The following is a 20,807-nucleotide window of genomic DNA, read 5'->3' on the forward strand; positions in this document are numbered from 1 at the left end:
GGTCGGTGCGGGTCTCGCCGCTTGATCACGCCCCGTCACTCCGCCGACGCTTCCTCCTCGGGCAGCGGCCAGTGATAGCGGCGCACGACTTCCTCGCCCTCCATCGACTCGAGCTTCACCGGGAAGCCCCACAGCTGGTGCAGGTGGCGCATCACCGGGTAGACGCTGCGCGCCAGGGGACGACGGCTGTCCTGGACATGGCGCAGGGTCAGCGAGCGGTCGCCGCGAATGTCCGCCGAGTAGATCTGGATGTTGGGCTCCCGCACCGACAGCGCGTACTGGGTGGCCAGCGCCTCACGGATGCGTCGATAGCCGCGCTCGTCGTGGATCGCCGTCACCTCGAGCATCTCGTCCTGGTCGTCGTCGATCACCATGAACAGCTTGAGGTCGCGGATCACCTTGGGTGACAGGAACTGCTGGATGAAGGATTCGTCCTTGAAGTTGTGCATGGCGAAGTGCAGCGTCTCCAGCCAATCGCTGCCCGCGGCGTCCGGGAACCACTCACGATCCTCCTCGGTGGGCGACTCGCAGATGCGCCGGATGTCGGTGAACATGGCGAAGCCCAGGGCATAGGGATTGATGCCGTTGTAATGCGGGCTGTCGAACGGCGGCTGCTGGACCACGGAGGTATGGGACTGCAGGAACTCCAGCATCAGCCCCTCGTCGACCAGCCCCTCGTCGAACAGCCGGTTCATCAGGGTGTAATGCCAGAAGGTCGCCCAGCCCTCGTTCATCACCTGGGTCTGGCGCTGGGGATAGAAGTATTGGGCGAGCTTGCGCACGATACGCACCACCTCGCGCTGCCAGGGCGCCAGCAGCGGCGCATTCTTCTCGATGAAGTACAGCAGGTTCTCCTGGGGCTCAGGGGGATAGCGGCCGCCGGCATGCAGACCGAGCGGGTCCTCCCCCTCTCCGACGACCGCCTCCAGTTCCCCGTCGGCCGGGCCCCGCTCGGGAATGGTCCGCCACAGGGTGTTCACCTGGGCCTGGAGGTAGGCCTCGCGCTCCTTCTGACGACGCGCCTCCTCCTCGGCGGAGATCGGCGAGGGCCGCTTGTAGCGATCGACCCCGTAGTTCTGCAGCGCATGGCAGGCATCCAGCAGTTGCTCCACCGCGGTGACCCCATGACGCTCCTCGCACTCGGCGATGTAGCGCCGGGCGAACAGCAGATAGTCGACGATGGAGCTGGCGTCGGTCCAGGTTCGGAACAGATAGTTGCCCTTGAAGAAGGAGTTATGGCCATAGCAGGCGTGGGCCATCACCAGCACCTGCATCATCAGGGTGTTCTCCTCCATCAGGTAGGCGATGCAGGGATCGGAGTTGATGACCAACTCGTAGGCCAGCCCCATCTGCCCGCGCCGATAGGCCTGTTCCACGGCCAGGAACTGCTTGCCGAAGGACCAGTGATGGTAGCCCACCGGCATGCCCACGCTGGCATAGGCATCCATCATCTGCTCGGTGGTGATGATCTCGATCTGGTTGGGATAGGTATCCAGGCGATACTCATCGGCCAGCCGCGCGATCTCGTCCTCGAACTCGTGAAGGATATCGAAATTCCAGTCGGAACCGGTGGCGATGGGCTTGCGATCGGTCATGGTATCTCCTTGACGCCACTCACTGGGTACTGCGACGCCGGAACAGCTCGCGGAACACCGGATAGATGTCGCCGGCCTCGACGATCTGGCGCATGGCGAAGCGCTCGGGATACTCGGCCTCCACGCGCTCGTACTCCTCCCACAACGCCTGGTGGGCATGGGGCGTGATCTCCACGTAGGTGAAGTACTGCAGGCGCGGCATCAGCGACTTCGCCAGCAGGTCACGACAGGTCAGGGAGTCGTCGTCCCAGTTGTCGCCGTCGGAGGCCTGGGCCACGTAGAGGTTCCACTGGGCGGGGGGATAGCGCGCCTCGATGATCTCGTCGACCAGGGACAGGGCGCTGGAGACGATGGTGCCGCCGGTTTCCCGGGAGTAGAAGAACTCCTCCTCGTCGACCTCCTTGGCGGCGGTGTGATGGCGCACGAAGACCAGCTCGACCTTCTCGTAGTTGCGCTCGAGGAAGAGGTAGAGCAGCAGGAAGAAGCGCTTGGCGATATCCTTGTGGGCCTGGGTCATCGACCCGGACACGTCCATCACGCAGAACATCACCGCCTTGCTGGAGGGCTGGGGCTGGTTGATCAGGTTGTTGTAGCGCAGGTCGTAGGTGTCGATGAAGGGCACCGCCTCGAGGCGCTTCTCGAGGCGCTCGATCTCGGCCCTGAGCTCCTCGATGCGCGCCGGGTTGCGCAGCACCGGGTCCTTGCGCTCCTCGACCTCCAGCGCCTCCTGGGCCTCGCGCAGGGCCCGGCGGATGGGCCCGCGCATGGCGATGCGCCGAGCATGGGCCTCGCGCATGGAGCGCACGATGTTGATGCGGGCCGGGACACCGTCGCGGGTCAGGCCGGCGCGGATCGGGCGCACCTCGTCCAGGTCCACCAGGTTCTTGCGCTCCAGGTGCGGCAGCTCCAGGCCGTCGAAGACGAAGTCGAGGAACTCCTCGCGACTCAGGGTGAAGGCGAACTCGTCCATGCCCTCGCCCTGGTTGGAGGCACCGCCCTCCCCGGCCCCACCGCCACCGCCGCCACCGGGCCGACGCAGCCGATCGCCCTCGACGAACTCCTTGTTGCCGGGAGCGATGATCGAGCGCTTGCCGCCGGGACCGTGCTGGAACACCGGCTCGGAGATGTCACGCGTGGGGATCGAGACCTTCTCGCCGCGCTCCATGTCGGTGATCGAGCGGCGATTGACGGCCTCCTCGACCGATCGCTTGATGTGGGTACGATAGCGGTCGAGGAAGCGCTGGCGGTTGACCGCACTCTTGTGCTTGGCGTTGGCACGACGATCGATGAAATAGGTCATGCAGACCTCCTTGGATGCGACTCGCCCGGGCGCCGCGGCGCGAGCCGCCGCGGCGGACCGCCATGACGGGCTACTGTGACTTGCGCACCCTCAGGTACCACTCGGAGAGCAGCCGCACCTGCTTCTCGGTATAGCCGCGGTCGACCATGCGGGCCACGAAGTCCTCGTGCTTCTTCTGGTCGGCCGTCGAGGCCTTGGCGTTGAAGGAGATGACCGGCAGCAGCTCCTCGGTGTTGGCGAACATCTTGTGCTCGATCACGCCGCGCAGCTTCTCGTAGGACTGCCAGCTCGGGTTCATGCCGTTGTTCTGGGCCCGGGCCCGCAGCACGAAGTTGACCACCTCGTGCCGGAAGTCCTTGGGATTGGAGATGCCGGCCGGCTTCTCGATCTTCTCCAGTTCCTCGTTGAGGGACTGGCGGTTGAACAGCTCGCCGGTCTCCGGGTCCCGGTACTCCTGATCCTGGATCCAGAAGTCGGCATAGGTCACGTAGCGATCGAAGATGTTCTGGCCATACTCGGAATAGGATTCCAGGTACGCGGTCTGGATCTCCTTGCCGATGAAGTCGACGTAGCGCGGTGCCAGGAACTCCTTGATGAAGCGCAGGTAGCGCTCGAAGGCCTCGCGGGGCAACTGCTCCTGCTCGAGGCGCTGCTCGAGCACGTAGAGCAGGTGCACCGGGTTGGCCGCCACCTCGACATTGTCGAAGTTGAACACCTTGGAGAGGATCTTGAAGGCGAAGCGCGTGGAGAGCCCGTCCATGCCCTCGTCGACCCCGGCGGCGTCGCGGTACTCCTGGATCGACTTGGCCTTGGGATCGGTGTCCTTGAGGTTCTCGCCGTCATAGACGCGCATCTTGGAGTAGATGCTCGAGTTCTCCGGCTCCTTGAGGCGCGAGAGCACCGTGAACTGCGCCAGCATGCGCAGGGTATCCGGCGCACAGGGCGCCTCGTTGAGCGAGGAGTGCTCGAGGAGCTTCCGGTAGATGTGGATCTCTTCGGCGACCCGCAGGCAATACGGCACCTTGACGATGTAGACCCGATCGAGGAAGGCCTCGTTGTTGCGGTTGTTGCGGAACGTCTGCCACTCGCTCTCGTTGGAGTGCGCCAGCACGATGCCGTCGAAGGGAATCGCCCCCATGCCCTCGGTGGGGTTGTAGTTGCCCTCCTGGGTGGCGGTCAGCAGCGGATGCAGCACCTTGATCGGCGCCTTGAACATCTCGACGAATTCCATCAGCCCCTGGTTGGCCCGACACAGGCCGCCGGAGAAGCTGTAGGCATCGGGGTCGTCCTGGGAGTAGAGCTCGAGCTGACGGATGTCCACCTTGCCGACCAGCGAGGAGATGTCCTGGTTGTTCTCGTCACCGGGCTCCGTCTTGGAGATGGCGATCTGGTTGAGGCGCGAGGGGTAGAGGCGCACGACGCGAAACTGGGTGATGTCGCCGCCGTACTCCTTGAGCCGCTTGGCGGCCCAGGGGGACATCACGCTCTTCAGGCAGCGCGTGGGGATGCCGTACTCCTTCTCCAGCAGCTCACCGTCGTCTTCCGGCGAGAACAGCCCGAGCGGGGACTCCTGCACCGGCGAGCCCTTGATGGCGTAGAAGGGGATCCGCTCCATCAGCAGCTTCAGGCGCTCGGCCAGCGACGACTTGCCGCCGCCCACCGGCCCCAGCAGGTAGAGGATCTGCTTCCTCTCCTCGAGTCCCTGGGCCGCGTGCCGGAAGTAGGCGACGATCTGCTCGATGGCCTCCTCCATGCCGTAGAATTCGGAAAAGGCCGGATAGCGGCGAATCACCTTGTTGGAAAAGATGCGCGACAGCCTGGGATCCTTGGCCGTATCGATGACCTCGGGCTCGCCGATCGCCTCCAGCATGCGCTCTGACGAACTGGCATAGGCCGAAGGGTCCTCGCGACAGAGCTCCAGATACTCCTGCAGGCTCAATTCCTCCTGCTGGATGCGTGAGTAGCGGTTCTGCACATGGTCGAAGATACTCATCGATGCCTCCTTTAGACCCGGAACTCCGGTCCTGCGCCCATCGGTACGCTTGCCGGGGATCGGTAGCTTCAGCGTAGCCAGCATTCGCGGACAAGGGGCACACCGGCTTCAACGCATGGCGCTACTACATTCTATGAACCCCGAAGGCGGGAAGCGTTTCGTTGAAACCTGTATAGATTTTCACGCCTCGGCGAGACGCCGCGCCTACAGGGCGGCCGCCAGCCGGGTGCCCTGGTCGATCGCCCGCTTGGCATCCAGTTCCGCGGGCTCCAGGGCGCCGCCGATGAGGTGCACCGACACGCCGGCCTCACGCAGCGGTGCCAGCCAGTCGCGGACCGATTCCTGGCCGGCACAGACCACCACCGTGTCGACCTTGAGCAGGCGCGGCACGCCGTCGAGGCGGATATGCACCCCCTGGTCGTCGATGCCCACATACTCGCAGCCCGCCAGGGCCTCCACGCCGCGATGACGCAGCGAGGCACGATGCACCCAGCCGGTGGAGGTGCCGAGCCCCTTGCCAGGCTTGGAGGTCTTGCGCTGCAGCAGGGTGACCCGGCGCGACATCGGCGGACGCTGCGGCTCGCGCAGCCCGCCCGGCGAGCTCACGCTGAGGTCCACGCCCCACTCGTCGCACCAGGCCTCGGTGTCGAGGGCCGGGTGGCCCGCATGGGTCAGCAGCTCCGCCACGTCGAAGCCGATGCCGCCGGCGCCGATGATGGCCACGCGGGCGCCGACCCGCTCGGGATGCATGATGGCCATCGGATAGGAGAGCACCTTGGGGTGATCGATGCCCGGCAGATCGAGCCGCCGGGGCCGCACCCCGGTGGCCAGGATCACCTCGTCGAAGGCCTGGAGATCATGAAGGCTGGGCTCCACCCCCAGGCGCACGCTCACCGCGTGCTTGTCGAGCATCACCCGGTAGTAGCGCAGGGTCTCGTCGAACTCCTCCTTGCCGGGGATCCGCCGAGCATAGTTGAACTGTCCGCCGAGCATCGACTGGCGCTCGAACAGGGTGACGGCATGCCCCCGCCCGGCGGCCGTGACCGCGGCGGCGAGCCCCGCCGGCCCGCCCCCGACCACGGCAATGGCCCGCGGCTCGGCGGCCGGCGCGATGCTCAGCTCGGTCTCGTGGCAGGCCCGTGGATTGACCAGGCAGGAGGCCAGCTTGCCCTGGAAGGTGTGATCCAGGCAGGCCTGGTTGCAGGCGATGCAGGTATTGATCTCGGCCTCGCGACCCTCCCGGGCCTTGGTGATCCAGGCCGGATCGGCGAGGAAGGGGCGCGCCATGGACACCATGTCGGCATGTCCCTCGGCGAGCACCCGCTCCGCCACCTCGGGCATGTTGATGCGGTTGGTGGTGATCAGCGGCAGCTTGAGCTCGGCCTTCATGCGCCGGGTCACCTCGCTGAAGGCCGCCCGCGGCACGCTGGTGACGATGGTCGGGACCCGCGCCTCGTGCCAGCCGATACCGGTGTTGATGGCATCCGCGCCGGCGGCCTCGATGGCGCGCCCCAGCGCCACCACCTCCTCGAAGGTGCTGCCCTCTTCCACCAGGTCGATCATCGACAGGCGGAAGATGATCAGGAAGTCCGGGCCCAGCGCCTCGCGGATGCGCCGCACGATCTCCACCGGGAAGCGGATGCGGTTGTCGAAGGCGCCGCCCCAGGCGTCCTGGCGATGATTGGTCCGTCGACAGACGAACTGGTTGATCAGGTAGCCCTCGGAGCCCATCACCTCGACGCCGTCGTAGCCGGCCTCCCGGGCCAGGGAGGCGCAGCGCACATAGTCATCGATCTGCCCCTCGACCTCCACGGCGCCGAGCTCGCGGGGCTCGCGGGGGTTGATCGGCGCACGGATCGGCGAGGGGGCGACCAGCGCCGGGGAGTAGGCGTAGCGGCCGGCATGCAGGATCTGCAGGCAGATCCGGCCGCCCGCCTCGTGCACGGCGCCGGTGATCCGCCGGTGGTCGCCCACCTGCTCGGCGCGCGCCAGGGTCGTCGCCCCCTCGAAGACCGCCCCCTCCGGATTGGGCGCGATCCCTCCCGTGACGATCAGCCCGACCCCTTGCCGGGCACGCTCGGCGTAGAAGGCGGCGAGGCGCGCGAAGCCCTCCGGCGCCTCCTCGAGGTTGGTGTGCATCGACCCCATCAACACGCGATTGGGCAGGGTCAGGCGCCCCAGCTCGAGGGGGCGAAACAGGTTGGGGAAGGCGTTCACGATCCGAGTCCTCGCTGTCGGGCGACAAGAATTCAAACAACTGTATGACAGCTAGCCGACATGCGCAAAGGGCAAGTACCCACTCGTCGAGGATAGCCGATGAGGGGCCAACGCGAAAAAGCCCCGAATCGTGAGACTCGAGGCTTTCGAATTCGTTTGCAGATGGCGGACCGGACGGGACTCGAACCCGCGACCTCCGGCGTGACAGGCCGGCATTCTAACCAACTGAACTACCGGTCCGCGTGGTGGGCGATACTGGACTCGAACCAGTGACCCCCAGCATGTGAGGCTGGTGCTCTAACCAACTGAGCTAATCGCCCACGCGTTACTGCATAGATTGTGTGCGTCATCGTGGCGGACCGGACGGGACTCGAACCCGCGACCTCCGGCGTGACAGGCCGGCATTCTAACCAACTGAACTACCGGTCCGCAAGATGATGCGGCGCAAAAACGTTGGCGGACCGGACGGGACTCGAACCCGCGACCTCCGGCGTGACAGGCCGGCATTCTAACCAACTGAACTACCGGTCCGCAGCGTTTCTGCAACATGATCGGGCATTGCCTGGGCAATGGTGGGTGGTACAGGGATCGAACCTGTGACCCCCAGCTTGTAAGGCTGGTGCTCTCCCAGCTGAGCTAACCACCCCCGGTCACGTGGCGCTGCATTCTACAGGGACCGCGGTCATTGTCAACGCGTTTTTTCGCCCGGGACCCCTTCGTCCGTGCCGGGGAATCCGCAAGGCTTTCATCCACTTGGGCCCGCTCAGCGGTTCAGCGGTTCAGCGGTGGCGGGACATGAAGGCGGCGATGCGTTGCGCGCCCTCGCGCAACAAGCCGGCCTGATCGCGCCCCGAGGCACGCCGGGGCGTCCAGTCGTGATCGCCGTCCTCGAGCCAGTGCACCTCGGCACAGGCCGGCAGGGCATAGCCGGCCACCTCCGTGCGGGTGCCGAAGGGGTCGCGACTGCCCTGCACCACCAGCGTCGGGCAGGCCAGGGAAGGCCAGTGGTCGAGTCGCAGGGACTCGGGCTTGCGCGGGGGATGGAAGGGGTAGCCGCAGAGCACCAGTCCCGCGGCGCCCTGGCGGGCCGCCAGCAGGCTGGCCACCCGGCCGCCCATCGACTTGCCGCCCAGCCAGAGGGGCGAGGGGGAGTGCTGCGACATGCGGTCGCACCAGCGGGCCAGTTCCTCGACCAGCCGATCGGCGCGGGGCGGCGGACGCCGGCGTCCCGCCTCGCGCATGCGACGCAGGTAGTCGAATTCGATCGCCAGCGTCTGCACGCCGGCCTCGGCCAGTTCCCGACGCAGGGTCACGAGGAAGGCACTGTCCTGCCCGGCCCCGGCGCCATGGGTCAACAGCAGCCGTCCCGCGCGACCATCGCCCTGGACGTCCACGCTTCCCAGGCCGTCGATGGCCCAGCGCCCCTGGCGGCCATCCTGCAGGGAATTGCCCAGACTTTCGGGAGTGATGGCGGGCAGAGAATGACAAGAAGAGTCGGACACTCGAGGGCTCCTTTGGTTCACGATTCCACCCATTCGCTAGTTCAGCTTGTCGCGGCCCTGCGCTAGAATCCGGGGTGGTTATTGACCTGCATCATCCTGCGGGCGGTCGACTCGGGGCAGAATGCCGCGGGCTACCCCCAAACCGCGTTCGATGGGAACCTGACATGAGCACAGCACTTGAACACCCGACCTACAATTACAAGGTAGTTCGGCAGTTCGCGATCATGACAGTGGTGTGGGGCATCGTGGGCATGTCCCTCGGTGTCATTATTGCCGCACAGCTGGTATGGCCGGAACTCAACCTGGGACTGCCGTGGACGAGCTTCGGCCGCCTGCGCCCCCTCCACACCAACGCCGTGATCTTCGCCTTCGGCGGCTCGGCGCTGTTCGCCACCTCCTACTACGTGGTGCAGCGTACCTGCCAGACACGCCTGTTCGCGGACAAGCTCGCCGCCTTCACCTTCTGGGGCTATCAGGCGGTGATCGTGGCCGCCGTGGTGACGCTGCCGCTGGGTTACACCGAGGTCAAGGAATACGCCGAGCTCGAATGGCCGATCGACATCCTGCTGGCCGTGGTGTGGATCAGCTATGCCATCGTCTTCCTGATGACCATCAAGCTGCGCAAGACCTCACACATCTATGTGGCCAACTGGTTCTTCGCCGCCTTCATCCTCACCGTGGCGGTGCTGCATATCGTCAACAGCGCGGCCATCCCCGTCTCCGCCCTGTACTCCATCTCGATCTACTCCGGTGCGATCGATGCCATGACCCAGTGGTGGTATGGCCACAACGCGGTGGGCTTCTTCCTGACCGCCGGCTTCCTGGGGATGATGTACTACTTCGTGCCCAAGCAGGCCGAGCGCCCGGTCTATTCCTATCGTCTGTCCATCGTCCACTTCTGGGCGCTGATCATGGTCTACATGTGGGCCGGCCCCCACCACCTGCACTACACCGCCCTGCCCAACTGGGCCCAGTCGCTGGGCATGGTCATGTCGATCATCCTGCTGGCACCGAGCTGGGGCGGCATGATCAACGGCATGATGACCCTCTCCGGCGCCTGGCATAAGCTGCGCACCGACCCGACCCTGCGCTTCCTGGTGGTGGCCCTGTCCTTCTACGGCATGTCGACCTTCGAGGGGCCGATGATGGCGGTCAAGACGGTCAATGCGCTCTCCCACTACACCGACTGGACCATCGGCCATGTCCACGCCGGCGCCCTGGGCTGGGTGGCGATGATCACCGTCGGCTCCATGTACCACCTGATCCCGCGCCTGTTCGGCCGCACCGAGATGTATTCCGTGGGCCTGATCGCCGTGCACTTCTGGCTGGCCACCATCGGCACCGTGCTCTACATCGCCGCCATGTGGGTCAACGGCATCCTCCAGGGCCTGATGTGGCGCGCCGTCAACCCCGACGGCACCCTGATGTACACCTTCGTCGAATCCGTGGAAGCCAGCGGCCCGGGCTATGTCGTGCGGATGATCGGGGGCCTGTGCTGGGTGACCGGCATGCTGATCATGGCCTTCAACGTCTTCATGACCGTGCGTCATCAAGAAGGCCTCCGCCAGCCGCTTCCGCAGTCCGCCTGAGCCAACAGGGAACGAAACGCCAATGAGACACGAGATTGTCGAAAAGAACGTCGGCCTGCTCTCCGTACTGGTGCTGGTGGTGATCAGCTTCGGCGGCCTGGCCGAGGTCGTACCGCTGTTCTTCCAGAAGCAGACGACCGAGCCCGTCGAGGGGCTGAAGCCGCTGTCCGCCCTGGAGCTGGCCGGCCGTGACATCTATCGCCGGGAAGGCTGCGTCGGCTGCCACTCGCAGATGATCCGTCCCTTCCGCGCCGAGACCGAGCGCTACGGCCACTACAGCGTGGCCGGCGAATCGGTCTACGAGCACAACTTCCTGTGGGGCTCCAAGCGCACCGGCCCCGACCTGGCCCGGGTGGGGGGTCGCTATAGCGACGACTGGCACCGCGCGCACATGTACAACCCGCGCGACGTGGTGCCGGAATCGGTGATGCCGGCCTATCCGTGGCTGTTCGAGAACACCCTCGACGGCGAGCATATCGCCGACAAGATGCGCGCCATGCGCACCCTCGGGGTGCCCTACACCGACGAGCAGATCGCCGGTGCCGGCCAGGCGGTGCGCGGCGAGCGTGAGATCACCGCCCTGGTGGCCTATCTGCAGCAGCTCGGCACCGTGCTCAAGGACACGCGCTGATCATGGATATCGGGACCGTCCGCGGCATCATCACCGGCCTTTTGATCATCGCCTTCGTGGGGCTGGTCTGGTGGGCCTACTCGAAGCGTCGCAAGCCGGACTTCGACGAAGCGGCCAACCTGCCCTTCGCCGACGAGGATGAGCAGCCGACCCGTGACACGCATGCCTCCCGTGAGGCCGATTCCCGACACGACAAGGGAGACAGGAACACATGAACAATCTTTGGGGTGACTCCCTTTCCGGCTTCTGGAGTGCCTGGATCATCGTCATCACGCTGGGCACCATCGCCATCAGCGCCTGGGTGCTCTTCGCCAACCGCAAGACCGACAAGACCCCGGATGCCGAAGGCAACGTGGAGACCACCGGTCATGCGGCCGACGATATCGAGGAATACGACAACCCGCTGCCGCGCTGGTGGTTCCAGCTCTACGTGGGCACCGTGATCTTCGCGCTGGGCTACCTGGTGCTCTACCCCGGCCTCGGCAACTATGCCGGCGTGCTGGGCTGGACCCAGGAGGGCCAGTGGGAGCAGGAGGTGGCCCAGGCCGAGGAGCGCTATGCGCCGATCTTCGAGCAGTACCAGCAAGTGCCCGTCCCGGAGCTGGCCCAGGACGGCGAGGCGATGCAGGTGGCCGAGCGCATCTTCCTCAACAACTGCGCGATCTGCCACGGCTCCAATGCCCAGGGTGGCTACGGCTTCCCCAACCTCACCGACGACGCCTGGCTGTACGGCGGCGCGCCGGAGAACATCGTCCAGACCATCACCAACGGACGTAACGGCCTGATGCCCTCCTGGCAGCAGCTCGGCGAGCAGAACATCGCCAACCTGACCCAGCACGTGCTGTCGCTGTCCGGCCAGGCCGAGGATGCCGAGCGGGCCGAGCAGGGCGCGGCGGTCTTCGCCTCGGTCTGCGCCGCCTGCCACTCGCCCGACGGCACCGGCAACCAGGCCCTGGGCGCGCCCAACCTGACCGATGACGCCTGGCTCTATCGCCAGCCCGGCCAGCCCCTGGACGAGGCCATCCGCCAGACCCTGCGCAACGGCCGCAACGGCCACATGCCGGCCCAGGCCGCCTATATCGGCGAGGACAAGGTCCATCTGGTGGCCGCCTATGTCTACAGCCTGAGCCATCAGGAGTAGGCCCGTCCCGCGGGTGCCGAGACAGGGTGTGGCCGGAGGGCGCACCCTTTCTCGTTTAACGGCCTTGCCGATACAATCGGATATCGGACAGGGGCCGAGCCCTGCCCCTCCTTGCCTGCCGTGAGCCTGCCATGAGCGAGAAGATCCCCACCCGTGACGTGACCCCGGAGCCCGTGAAGCATCACGCGCCCCAGGGCACGGTCACCCAGGAGATGTACGCCAGCCGCCGCCATATCTATGTGCGCGAGATCAAGGGCGTGTTCCAGCGGCTGCGCCGCAGCACCAACTGGGCCCTGATGCTGGCCTTCTTCCTGCTCCCCTGGCTGCAGTGGGGCGACCGCCCGGCGGTGTGGTTCGACCTGCCCGGGCGGGAGTTCCATATCTTCGCCGCGACCTTCTACCCGCAGGAGTTCATGCTGCTGTCCTGGCTCTTGATCATCTGCGCCTTCGGCCTGTTCTTCATCACCGTGTTCGCCGGCCGGGTGTGGTGCGGCTATACCTGCCCGCAGAGCGTCTGGACCTTCCTGTTCATCTGGGTCGAGCATCGCGTCGAGGGCCCACGCAACCGCCGCATCAAGCTCGACAAGCAGGCCATGAGCGCCGACAAGGCCCGGCGCAAGGCCGCCAAGCATGCCATCTGGCTGATCATCGCCGCCGCCACCGGGGTGACCTTCGTCGGCTACTTCACGCCGATCCGCACGCTGATGCTGGAACTCCCCACCCTGGAGGCCCACGGCTGGTCCTACTTCTGGGTCGGCTTCTTCACGGTCTTCACCTACCTCAACGCCGGCTGGCTGCGCGAGCAGGTGTGCATCTACATGTGCCCCTATGCCCGCTTCCAGTCGGTGATGTTCGACCGCGACACCCTGATCGTCTCCTACGACGCCGCCCGTGGCGAGCCCCGCGGCCCGCGCAGCAAGCGCCTCAGCCACGAACAGGCGCGAGCGGCCGGGCACGGCGACTGCATCGATTGTGACCTCTGCGTGCAGGTCTGCCCCACCGGCATCGACATCCGCGAGGGCCTGCAATACGAGTGCATCACCTGCGCGGCCTGCATCGACGCCTGCGACAGCGTCATGGACAAGATGGGCTATCCCCGCGGGCTGATCCGCTATACGACGGAGAACGCCCTGGAGGGCAAGCCGACGCATATCCTGCGCCCGCGGCTGCTCGGCTACCTGGCGGCCCTGCTGGTGATGATCGGGCTGTTCGCCTGGGCCGTGGCCGACCGCACGGCGGTGGGCTTCGATGTGGAACGCGACCGCAACCAGCTGTTCCGGGTGACCCGGGAGGGGGAGATCAGCAACGTCTACACCCTGATCGTGCGCAACCTCGACCGGCAGGACCATGTCTATCGCCTGGAGGCCTCCGGGCTGCCCGGCCTGCGCCTGGACACCGACCGGGTCAGCGTGCCCGCCGGCGAGTCCCGCCAGCTGGTGGTCGAGGCCACGGTGCCGCGTGAGGCCATCGACCGGCCGAGCCACGATATCCTGCTGCGCCTCGAGGCCACCGACGCCGACATCGGCATCGAACGCGACAGTCGCTTCATAGGAGAGAGCCGCCGATGAGTGCGGAACACGATATCCCCCCCTGGTACAAGCAGTTCTGGCCGTGGTTCCTGATCGGCCTGCTGGGCTCGTCGGTGACCTTCAGCCTGGTCTACCTGGCGCTGTCGATTCATTACTTCGACGGCACCGTGGCCCAGGACTATTACAAGGAGGGGCTGGCGATCAACGAGCAGATCGCCAAGCAGCAGCATGCCCAGCGGCTCGGCCTGGCGGCGACGCTGCGGGCCGACCCGCGCACCGGCGACATCGTCGTCGACCTGGCGGGCGAGCGACGCCCCGAGCAACTGACGCTCAAGCTGATCTTCCCCACCGAGAGCCAGCGCGACCGCACCCTCACCCTCGAGCATGTCCACGACGGCCGCTACGTGACCATGATCGACGAGCCCCTGCGCTACCGCTGGTACCTGCACCTGCAGCCCAGCCCGGGCGAGGCGGCCGAGTGGCGCCTGACCGGCGAGGCGCACTTCCCCAGCGAGGACGAGATCGCCCTGGTCCCGGGGATCTGACCCGCCACCATGACCGCGACGACCCTGACGCCCCCGGCCGAGGCCACCGGCTGCTACCACTGCGGCAGCCGGGTGCCCGCCGACGCGCCCTGGACGATCACCCTCGACGACGCCGCCCACCCGCTGTGCTGTCCCGGCTGCGAGGCCGTGGCCCATGCCATCGTCGACGGCGGCCTGGCCAGCTACTATCGCTTCCGCACCGCGTTGCCGGACCGCCCGGACGACCGCCAGGCGGCCCGGGCCGAGACCTGGGCGGTGTTCGATGACCCCGGCCTGCAGGCCCGCTTCGTGCACCCCGAGGCCGGGGGGGACGGCGTCCACGCCACCCTGGCGGTGGACGGCATCACCTGTGCGGCCTGCGCCTGGCTGATCGAGCATCGCCTGAATGCCCTGGCGGGGGTCACGGCCAGCGCCGTCAACCTCTCCCACCACCGGGTGCGGGTCAGTTGGGACCCGGCGCGCCTGGCCTTCTCGCGGATCCTCGCCGAGATGGCGGCGATCGGCTATCAGGCCCAGCCCTACGAGCCCGACGCCGCCCACAGCCGGCTGCAGCGCGAGGAGCGCATGAACGTGCGCCGGCTGATCGTCGCCGCGGTGGGGATGATGCAGGTGCTGATGTTCTCCATCCCCCTCTACGTGGCGGGCGAGGACGGGATCAGCGCCGACTTCGATGCCCTCTTCCACTGGCTGGCCTTCGCCCTGACCACCCCGGTGGTGCTGTTCTCCGCCCAGCCGTTCTTCGCGGGCGCGCTCCGCGACCTGCGCAGCCGCACCCTGGGCATGGACGTGCCGGTGTCGCTGGCCGTCGGCTCGGCCTACCTGGCCAGTGCCTGGGCGGTGCTCGCCGGCCACGGCGAGGTCTACTTCGACTCGGTGGCCATGTTCACCTTCTTCCTGCTCTTCGGCCGCTACGTCGAGAGCCGGGCCCGACGGCGCAGCGGGCGCAGCGGCAATGCCCTGGCCGACGCCCTGCCGCTGTCGGCCATCCGCCTCAGCAAGGCCGGCGAGGAGCGCATCCTGCCGGCCAGCGAGCTGGCCCGCGGCGACCGCATCCTGGTCAAGCCCGGCCACGGCGTGCCCGCCGACGGCGTGATCGAGAGCGGCACCTCCAGCCTCGACGAATCGATGCTCACCGGCGAGCCCCTGCCGGTGACCCGCGGGGTCGGCGATACCGTCACCGGTGGCAGCCAGAACGTCGAGAGCCCGCTGACGGTCCGCGTGACCCGGGCCGGTCGCGACGCCCGGGTGGCGAGCCTGGTGGACCTCACCGACCGGGCCTTCGCCAGCCGTCCGCGGCTCGCCCGGATGACCGCTCGCCTGGCCCACCACTTCGTGGTGCAGGTGCTGCTGATCGCCGCCGCCGTGGCCGTGACCTGGTGGTTCATCGACCCCGCCCGCGCCTTCTGGGTCACCCTCTCGGTGCTGGTGGTGACCTGCCCCTGCGCCCTGGCCCTGGCCACGCCCACGGCGCTGACCGCCGGCCATGGCCGGCTGCACCGCCGCGGCGTGCTGATCACCCGGGCCGACGCCCTCGAGGCGCTCTCCGGGCTCGACCGCGTGGTGTTCGACAAGACCGGCACCCTGACCGCCGGCGAGATGACCCTGGTGGACACCCGCCCCCTGGCAGGCGACGCCCCCGACCGCCTGGCGGCCCTGGCCGCGGCGCTGGAGGCCCACTCCGAGCATCCCATCGCCCGGGCCTTCCGCCCCCATCGGCGCGGCAGCCTGGTCGCCGAGGACGTCCTCGGCCGGCCCGGCCAGGGCCTCGAGGGCCGGATCGCCGGCCGCCGCTGGCGGCTCGGCAGGCCCGACTTCGCCGCCCCCGACACGGCCCCGGCGCCGCCCGAAGACGGCCAGTGGCTGCTGCTCGCCGAGGAGGGCCGGCCGCGCGCCTGGTTCGCCCTGCGCGACCGGGTCCGCGAGGACGCCACCGAGACCGTGGCCGCGCTCGAGGCCCGCGGCCTGGCGGTGGAGCTGCTCTCCGGCGACAGCGAGGCGGCCACGGCCGCCATGGCCGAGCGCCTGGGCATCGCCACCTGGCGTGCCGCGGCCGACCCGGAGGCCAAGCTGGCCCATCTGCAGGCCCTGCAGGCGCGGGGCGAGCGGGTCGCCATGGTCGGTGACGGCGTCAACGACGTGCCGGTGCTGGCCGGTGCCGACGTCGCCTTCGCCATGAACGGCGCCACCGACCTGGCGCGCACCCGGGCGGATGCCGTCTTGTTGGGTCCGCGCTTGATGCGTATCGTCGAGGCCGTCGAGATCAGCCGCGCCACGCGCCGCATCATCCGCCAGAACCTGGGCTGGGCGCTGGTCTACAACCTCGCCGCCCTGCCGCTGGCCGCCATGGGCCTGGTGCCCCCCTGGCTCGCCGCCCTGGGCATGTCGGCGAGTTCCCTGGTGGTGGTGGGCAATGCCCTGCGCCTGGCCCGGGTCACGCCCGCCCCCGCCCCGAGCCCGGTGAACGCATGAGTATCCTCTACCTGTTGATCCCGCTGTCGCTGATCCTGCTCGGCCTGGCCGTGTGGGCCTTCTTCTGGGCGGTCAAGCATGACCAGTTCGACGATCTGGAGGGGCCCGCCCACCGCATCCTCTTCGACGAGGACGACAACGACCTGACCCCGGCGGAGCGCGAGCGACGGCGGGACGCCACCGGCGGCGAGGCCTCGCGGCCCGCCAGCCGCGACGGGGAGTCACACCGCGACTGATGGACCCCACCGGACTCGACCTGCCGCCCCTGGCCGCGGCCTTCGTCTTCGGCCTGCTCGGCGGCGCCCACTGCATCGGCATGTGCGGCGGCATCATGAGCGCCCTGACCTTCGCCGTGCCTCCCAGCATGCGCCATCCCGCGCGCCTCGCTGGCCTGCTGCTGGGCTACAACCTGGGACGCATCGCCAGCTACATGGCCGCCGGCGCCCTGGTCGCCGGCCTCGGCACCCTGATCGGCGTGGCGCCCGGCGCCCGCCTGGCGCTGCAGGTCCTCGCCGCGGTGATGCTGATGCTGATGGCGCTCTACATCGCCGACTGGTGGAAGGGACTGCTGCGCGTCGAGGCCCTCGGCCGACGCCTGTGGCGCCACCTGGAGCCGTTCGGGCGGCGCCTGATGCCGGTGGTGAGGGTGCCCCAGGCGGTGGCCCTGGGCGCGGTCTGGGGCTGGCTGCCCTGCGGGCTGGTCTACTCGATGCTGGCCTGGAGCCTGGCCATCGCCGAGCCGCTGCGCGGGGCGGCCATCATGGGGGCCTTCGGCCTCGGCACCCTGCCGGCCCTGCTGGCCACCGGACTCGCCGCCCGCCAGCTCGGCGCCCTGATCCGTCACCCCGCCACCCGCACCCTGGCGGCGCTGGCGATCATCGCCTTCGCCCTCTGGCAGCTGTGGGTGCTGTTACCCGGCGGCATGGAGCATGGCGCGGCACACCCCGGCGATCATTGACACCGCGCTTGATCCAGCTCAACGCGGCCCGGCCCGGGCGCCGCTAGCATGAGGACATCACCCTCCCGGAGTGCCCCAATGACCGCCAGCGCGCCTGCCGACCCTCCTGCCCACGCCGACCCGCGCGTTCCGGGGCCGGACGGGGGGGCGGGGGATGCGGTCTCGAGCCCCGTTCCCCCCGGCTACCCGGGTGCCGAGGCGTGCTCGCCGGCCTTCACGGCGGCGGACTACCGCCGGGCCCTGGAGCACAGCAATCTCCGGGGGCGGCCGCTGTCGCTGGCGCTGCGCCTGCCCTTCTGCCAGCATGGCTGCTTCCACTGCGCGCGCCAGCCGGTGGTCACCAGCGATCGCCGACGCGCGGACGCCTATCTGTCGCGGCTGGACCGCGAGATGGTGCTGCTCGGCCGCCACCTCGACGCCGGCCGGGAGGTGCAGGCCCTGCACTGGGGGGGCGGGTCGCCGACCTTCCTGACGCTGAACCAGATGAGCGACCTGATCGACCGTCTCGACGCACGCTTCCGCCTGGCCCGGGGGCGCGATCGGGACTTCGGCATCGAGATCGATCCCCGGGATGCCGATGTCTTCACCCTGCGCCATCTCGAGGCGCTGGGCTTCAACCGGCTCACCCTGAACGTGCTCGACCTGGATCCACGGGTGCTGCAGGCCATCAACCGTCCGCAGTCCCGGGGGCTCACCGAGCGGCTGCTCGACGAGGCGGCTCGCCTGGGCTTCCGCTCGCTGGACCTGGAGCTGACCATCGGCCTGCCCCGACAGTCCACCGAGGGCTTCGCCGCCACGCTCGAGCAGGTCCTCGCCATGGCGCCCGCCCGGCTCTCGCTCTTCTCCTATGTCCACCGGCCGGACCGCTTCCCGCCGCAGCACCATATCCCCGAGGGGGATCTACCGGGAAGCGAGGCGCAACGAGCCATGCGTCGCGCGGCCCACGCCCGCCTGGTCGACGCCGGCTATGTCCACCTCGGCTGGGACCGCTATGCCCGGCGGGGCGGTGGCCTGAAGGATGCCGGGACGCAGTGGCGACGCCGGGTCGGGCATGACGTCCTGGGCCTGGGCGTCGGGGCGGTCTCCCACCTGGAGGGGGCCATGGCGCGCAATGCCGTGCGCCTGGCGGAGTTCGAGGCCGCACTGGATGGGGGCGACCTGCCGACCGCCGGCGGGCGCTGGCTGTCGATGGATGACCGCCTGCGGGCACGCGCCATCGAGACCTTGATGACCCGGCGGACGCTGGACCTCGAGGCCCTGGGCCAGGCCTTCGCCCTCGACGCCGCGGCGGAGTTGGCCACGGCCCTGGAGCGTCTGCAGGCTGCCGGGCTCGTCACCCGCCGGGGGCCACGCCTCGACCTCGTCGACGCCGGGACGCGCTGGGCCCGGGAGCTGACCCGGGCCTTCGGCGTCGCGGGCCCATGAGCCGGGGCGGGGAGTACCTCCGAAGGGAGGCTATGCCTCACCGGCCTTCATCCCCCATAATGTCGGGCAGAGCCAACATCAAGGAGGACAGCATGCCTGATGTCGCAGCCGGCAGGCGACGCTCCCTCTTGCAAGAGACCCGCTGTCAGACCTGCAGCCTGAGTTCGCTGTGTCTGCCACTGGCCCTCGAGCTCGAGGACATGGACCAGTTCGATGCGATCATTCGCCGCCGCGCCCCCCTGAAGAAGGGGGAGTCGCTGTTTCGCCAGGGCAGTCCCTTCACCAGCGTCTACGCCGTGCGCTCCGGGAGTCTCAAGCAGGTCACCACCGAGGGCAGCGGTGATGACCAGTTGACCAATTTCTACCTGCCCAGCGAGCTGGTGGGCCTCGACGGCATCGACGAGGAGAGCTACCCCGGCTCCGTGGTGGCGCTCGAGACCACCACCGTCTGCGAGATCCCCTTCGACCGGCTCGATGCGCTCTCCGAGCGGCTGCCGGAGCTGCGCGCCCAGCTCTACCGCAGCATGAGCAAGGAGATGCGCGACGACCGCCGGATGATGCGCCTGCTGTCGCGCAAGACCGCCGACCAGCGCCTGGCGACCTTCTTCACCAGCCTCTCCGACCGTTTCCGCCGGCGCGGCTACTCGCCCTACAGCTTCCGGCTCTCCATGTCCCGGGCGGACATCGGCAACTACCTGGGCCTGGCCGTGGAGACCGTCAGCCGTATCCTCGGCCGCTTCCAGCAGCAGGACCTGGTGGCCGTCTCCGGTCGCGAGGTCAATATCCTCGACCTGGATGCGCTGATCCAGGTGGCCGAGGAAGAAGGCTGCCGCTAGTAGGCTATCGCGTGAGCTGGAAGGCCGCGTAAAACGAACCACCCCCACGGCAACTGCCTGGGGGTGGTCGTTCTTCCAGCTTCCGCCTAAGCCCGCGTAGCGGGCGTTGTTCCAGCTTATGACTCGTTATGCAGGTCGATGCGATCGGCCCGCATCCGCGCCTGCTTGTCCTCGAGGCCGGCGAAGTCGAACAGTTCACGGTCGGCCAGCTGCGACGGCGCCACGTTGGTCACGGCCTTGAACATGCTCTCGAGTCGCCCGGGGTGCTTGGCCTCCCACTCGGCCAGCATCTCCTTGACCACCTGGCGCTGCAGGTTGGGCTGCGAGCCGCACAGATTGCAGGGGATGATCGGGAAGTCCATGCGCCGCGAGAACTCGGCGATATCCGCCTCGCGGCAGTAGGCCAGCGGGCGGATGACGATGTTCTTGCCGTCGTCGGAGAGCAGCTTGGGCGGCATCGACTTGAGGCTGCCGCCGAAGAACAGGTTGAGGAACAGCGTCTCGAGGATGTCCTCGCGATGGTGGCCCAGGGCGATCTTGGTGGCGCCGATCTCCTCGGCATAGCCGTACAGGGAGCCGCGGCGCAGCCGCGAGCACAGCGCGCAGGTCGTCTTGCCCTCCGGGGTCTTCTCCTTGACCACCGAATAGGTGTCGCGCTCGAGGATGTGGTAGTCGACCCCGAGACCGTCCAGGTACGCCGGCAGCACATGCTCGGGAAAGCCCGGCTGCTTCTGGTCCAGGTTCACCGCCACCAGGGAGAAGTCGACCGGCGCATTGCGCTGCAGGTTGCGCAGGATCTCCAGCATGGTGTAGCTGTCCTTGCCACCGGACAGGCAGACCATCACCTTGTCCCCCTCGCGGATCATGTCATAGTCGATGATGGCGTTGCCCACCTGGCGCCGCAGCCGCTTCTGCAGCTTGTTGAACTCGCGCTTGGCCTTGGCGGCACGGCTGTCGGCGCCGTCGGCCTGCGGCACGGCGGCGGGGGGATCCTCGACGGGACGGGGGTCGTACATCACGGCATCTTGCATGGTCACGGCGCTGCCAGGGCATCTGCGGGTGGACGGGCGCCTATCC

17 protein-coding genes and 5 tRNA genes are annotated in these 20,807 nt (G+C 68.0%); 11 read left to right on the forward strand and 11 right to left on the reverse strand.

Going from position 1 to position 20,807, the window contains the following annotated elements; all coding sequences use genetic code 11:
• Positions 1–35: 35 nt before the first annotated feature.
• From QWY76_RS15160 to QWY76_RS15205, 10 genes are all read right to left on the reverse strand, one after another.
• Positions 36–1,595 (reverse strand): SpoVR family protein, encoded by a 1,560-nt coding sequence (locus QWY76_RS15160; protein WP_290312138.1) that lies wholly within the window; start codon positions 1,593–1,595, stop codon positions 36–38.
• 19 nt (positions 1,596–1,614) lie between these two features.
• A complete protein-coding gene (locus tag QWY76_RS15165; RefSeq protein ID WP_290312139.1) occupies positions 1,615–2,895 on the reverse strand; it encodes a YeaH/YhbH family protein in 1,281 nt (426 codons plus the stop codon).
• Between the two features lie 70 nt (positions 2,896–2,965).
• Positions 2,966–4,888: a PrkA family serine protein kinase gene (locus QWY76_RS15170; protein WP_290312140.1), complete on the reverse strand. Its 1,923-nt coding sequence runs from the start codon at positions 4,886–4,888 to the stop codon at positions 2,966–2,968.
• A gap of 204 nt (positions 4,889–5,092) precedes the next feature.
• Entirely contained in the window at positions 5,093–7,036 is a 1,944-nt protein-coding gene (locus QWY76_RS15175) for an NADPH-dependent 2,4-dienoyl-CoA reductase (protein ID WP_290312520.1), read from the reverse strand.
• 232 nt (positions 7,037–7,268) lie between these two features.
• Positions 7,269–7,345 (reverse strand) — tRNA-Asp (locus QWY76_RS15180).
• 3 nt (positions 7,346–7,348) lie between these two features.
• A tRNA-Val gene (locus QWY76_RS15185) sits at positions 7,349–7,425 on the reverse strand.
• 32 nt (positions 7,426–7,457) lie between these two features.
• A tRNA-Asp gene (locus QWY76_RS15190) sits at positions 7,458–7,534 on the reverse strand.
• Positions 7,535–7,559: 25 nt separating this feature from the next.
• A tRNA-Asp gene (locus QWY76_RS15195) sits at positions 7,560–7,636 on the reverse strand.
• Between the two features lie 39 nt (positions 7,637–7,675).
• A tRNA-Val gene (locus QWY76_RS15200) sits at positions 7,676–7,751 on the reverse strand.
• A gap of 133 nt (positions 7,752–7,884) precedes the next feature.
• Positions 7,885–8,607, reverse strand: coding sequence for an alpha/beta family hydrolase (locus tag QWY76_RS15205; RefSeq protein WP_353960412.1), 723 nt, complete (start codon positions 8,605–8,607; stop codon positions 7,885–7,887).
• 164 nt (positions 8,608–8,771) lie between these two features.
• Here QWY76_RS15205 and ccoN point away from each other — a divergent pair, with 164 nt between their 5' ends.
• From ccoN to fnr, 11 genes are all read left to right on the forward strand, one after another.
• Entirely contained in the window at positions 8,772–10,196 is a 1,425-nt protein-coding gene (gene ccoN, locus QWY76_RS15210) for a cytochrome-c oxidase, cbb3-type subunit I (protein ID WP_290312141.1), read from the forward strand.
• Positions 10,197–10,218: 22 nt separating this feature from the next.
• Positions 10,219–10,827: a cytochrome-c oxidase, cbb3-type subunit II gene (gene ccoO, locus QWY76_RS15215; protein WP_290312142.1), complete on the forward strand. Its 609-nt coding sequence runs from the start codon at positions 10,219–10,221 to the stop codon at positions 10,825–10,827.
• A 2-nt stretch (positions 10,828–10,829) separates the two neighbouring features.
• Positions 10,830–11,042 (forward strand): cbb3-type cytochrome oxidase subunit 3, encoded by a 213-nt coding sequence (locus QWY76_RS15220; protein WP_290312143.1) that lies wholly within the window; start codon positions 10,830–10,832, stop codon positions 11,040–11,042.
• Complete coding sequence (ccoP, locus tag QWY76_RS15225) at positions 11,039–11,968, forward strand: cytochrome-c oxidase, cbb3-type subunit III (protein WP_290312144.1); 930 nt, start codon at positions 11,039–11,041, stop codon at positions 11,966–11,968. The genes QWY76_RS15220 and ccoP overlap by 4 nt, the downstream gene beginning before the upstream one ends.
• 131 nt (positions 11,969–12,099) lie before the next feature.
• The gene (ccoG, locus tag QWY76_RS15230; protein ID WP_290312145.1) at positions 12,100–13,536 is read left to right on the forward strand and encodes a cytochrome c oxidase accessory protein CcoG; all 1,437 of its coding nucleotides are present in this window, start codon (positions 12,100–12,102) and stop codon (positions 13,534–13,536) included.
• Positions 13,533–14,042: a FixH family protein gene (locus tag QWY76_RS15235; protein ID WP_290312146.1), complete on the forward strand. Its 510-nt coding sequence runs from the start codon at positions 13,533–13,535 to the stop codon at positions 14,040–14,042. The genes ccoG and QWY76_RS15235 overlap by 4 nt, the downstream gene beginning before the upstream one ends.
• 9 nt (positions 14,043–14,051) lie before the next feature.
• Positions 14,052–16,511, forward strand: a complete 2,460-nt coding sequence (locus QWY76_RS15240; RefSeq protein ID WP_290312147.1) for a heavy metal translocating P-type ATPase — start codon at positions 14,052–14,054, stop codon at positions 16,509–16,511.
• Positions 16,508–16,747 (forward strand): cbb3-type cytochrome oxidase assembly protein CcoS, encoded by a 240-nt coding sequence (gene ccoS, locus QWY76_RS15245; RefSeq protein ID WP_290312148.1) that lies wholly within the window; start codon positions 16,508–16,510, stop codon positions 16,745–16,747. Before QWY76_RS15240 ends, ccoS begins: the two co-directional genes overlap by 4 nt.
• A complete protein-coding gene (locus QWY76_RS15250; protein ID WP_290312149.1) occupies positions 16,747–17,469 on the forward strand; it encodes a sulfite exporter TauE/SafE family protein in 723 nt (240 codons plus the stop codon). The genes ccoS and QWY76_RS15250 overlap by 1 nt, the downstream gene beginning before the upstream one ends.
• A gap of 78 nt (positions 17,470–17,547) precedes the next feature.
• Entirely contained in the window at positions 17,548–18,894 is a 1,347-nt protein-coding gene (locus QWY76_RS15255) for a coproporphyrinogen-III oxidase family protein (protein WP_290312150.1), read from the forward strand.
• A 92-nt stretch (positions 18,895–18,986) separates the two neighbouring features.
• The gene (fnr, locus tag QWY76_RS15260; RefSeq protein ID WP_290312151.1) at positions 18,987–19,730 is read left to right on the forward strand and encodes a fumarate/nitrate reduction transcriptional regulator Fnr; all 744 of its coding nucleotides are present in this window, start codon (positions 18,987–18,989) and stop codon (positions 19,728–19,730) included.
• Between the two features lie 116 nt (positions 19,731–19,846).
• Here the strand turns inward: fnr and ttcA are convergent, their stop codons facing one another.
• Positions 19,847–20,761: a tRNA 2-thiocytidine(32) synthetase TtcA gene (ttcA, locus tag QWY76_RS15265; RefSeq protein WP_435388997.1), complete on the reverse strand. Its 915-nt coding sequence runs from the start codon at positions 20,759–20,761 to the stop codon at positions 19,847–19,849.
• Positions 20,762–20,807: the final 46 nt, after the last annotated feature.

Origin of the sequence: Halomonas maura (assembly GCF_030409305.1) — a bacterium.
In the GTDB taxonomy this organism is placed as follows: Bacteria; Pseudomonadota; Gammaproteobacteria; order Pseudomonadales; family Halomonadaceae; genus Halomonas; species Halomonas maura.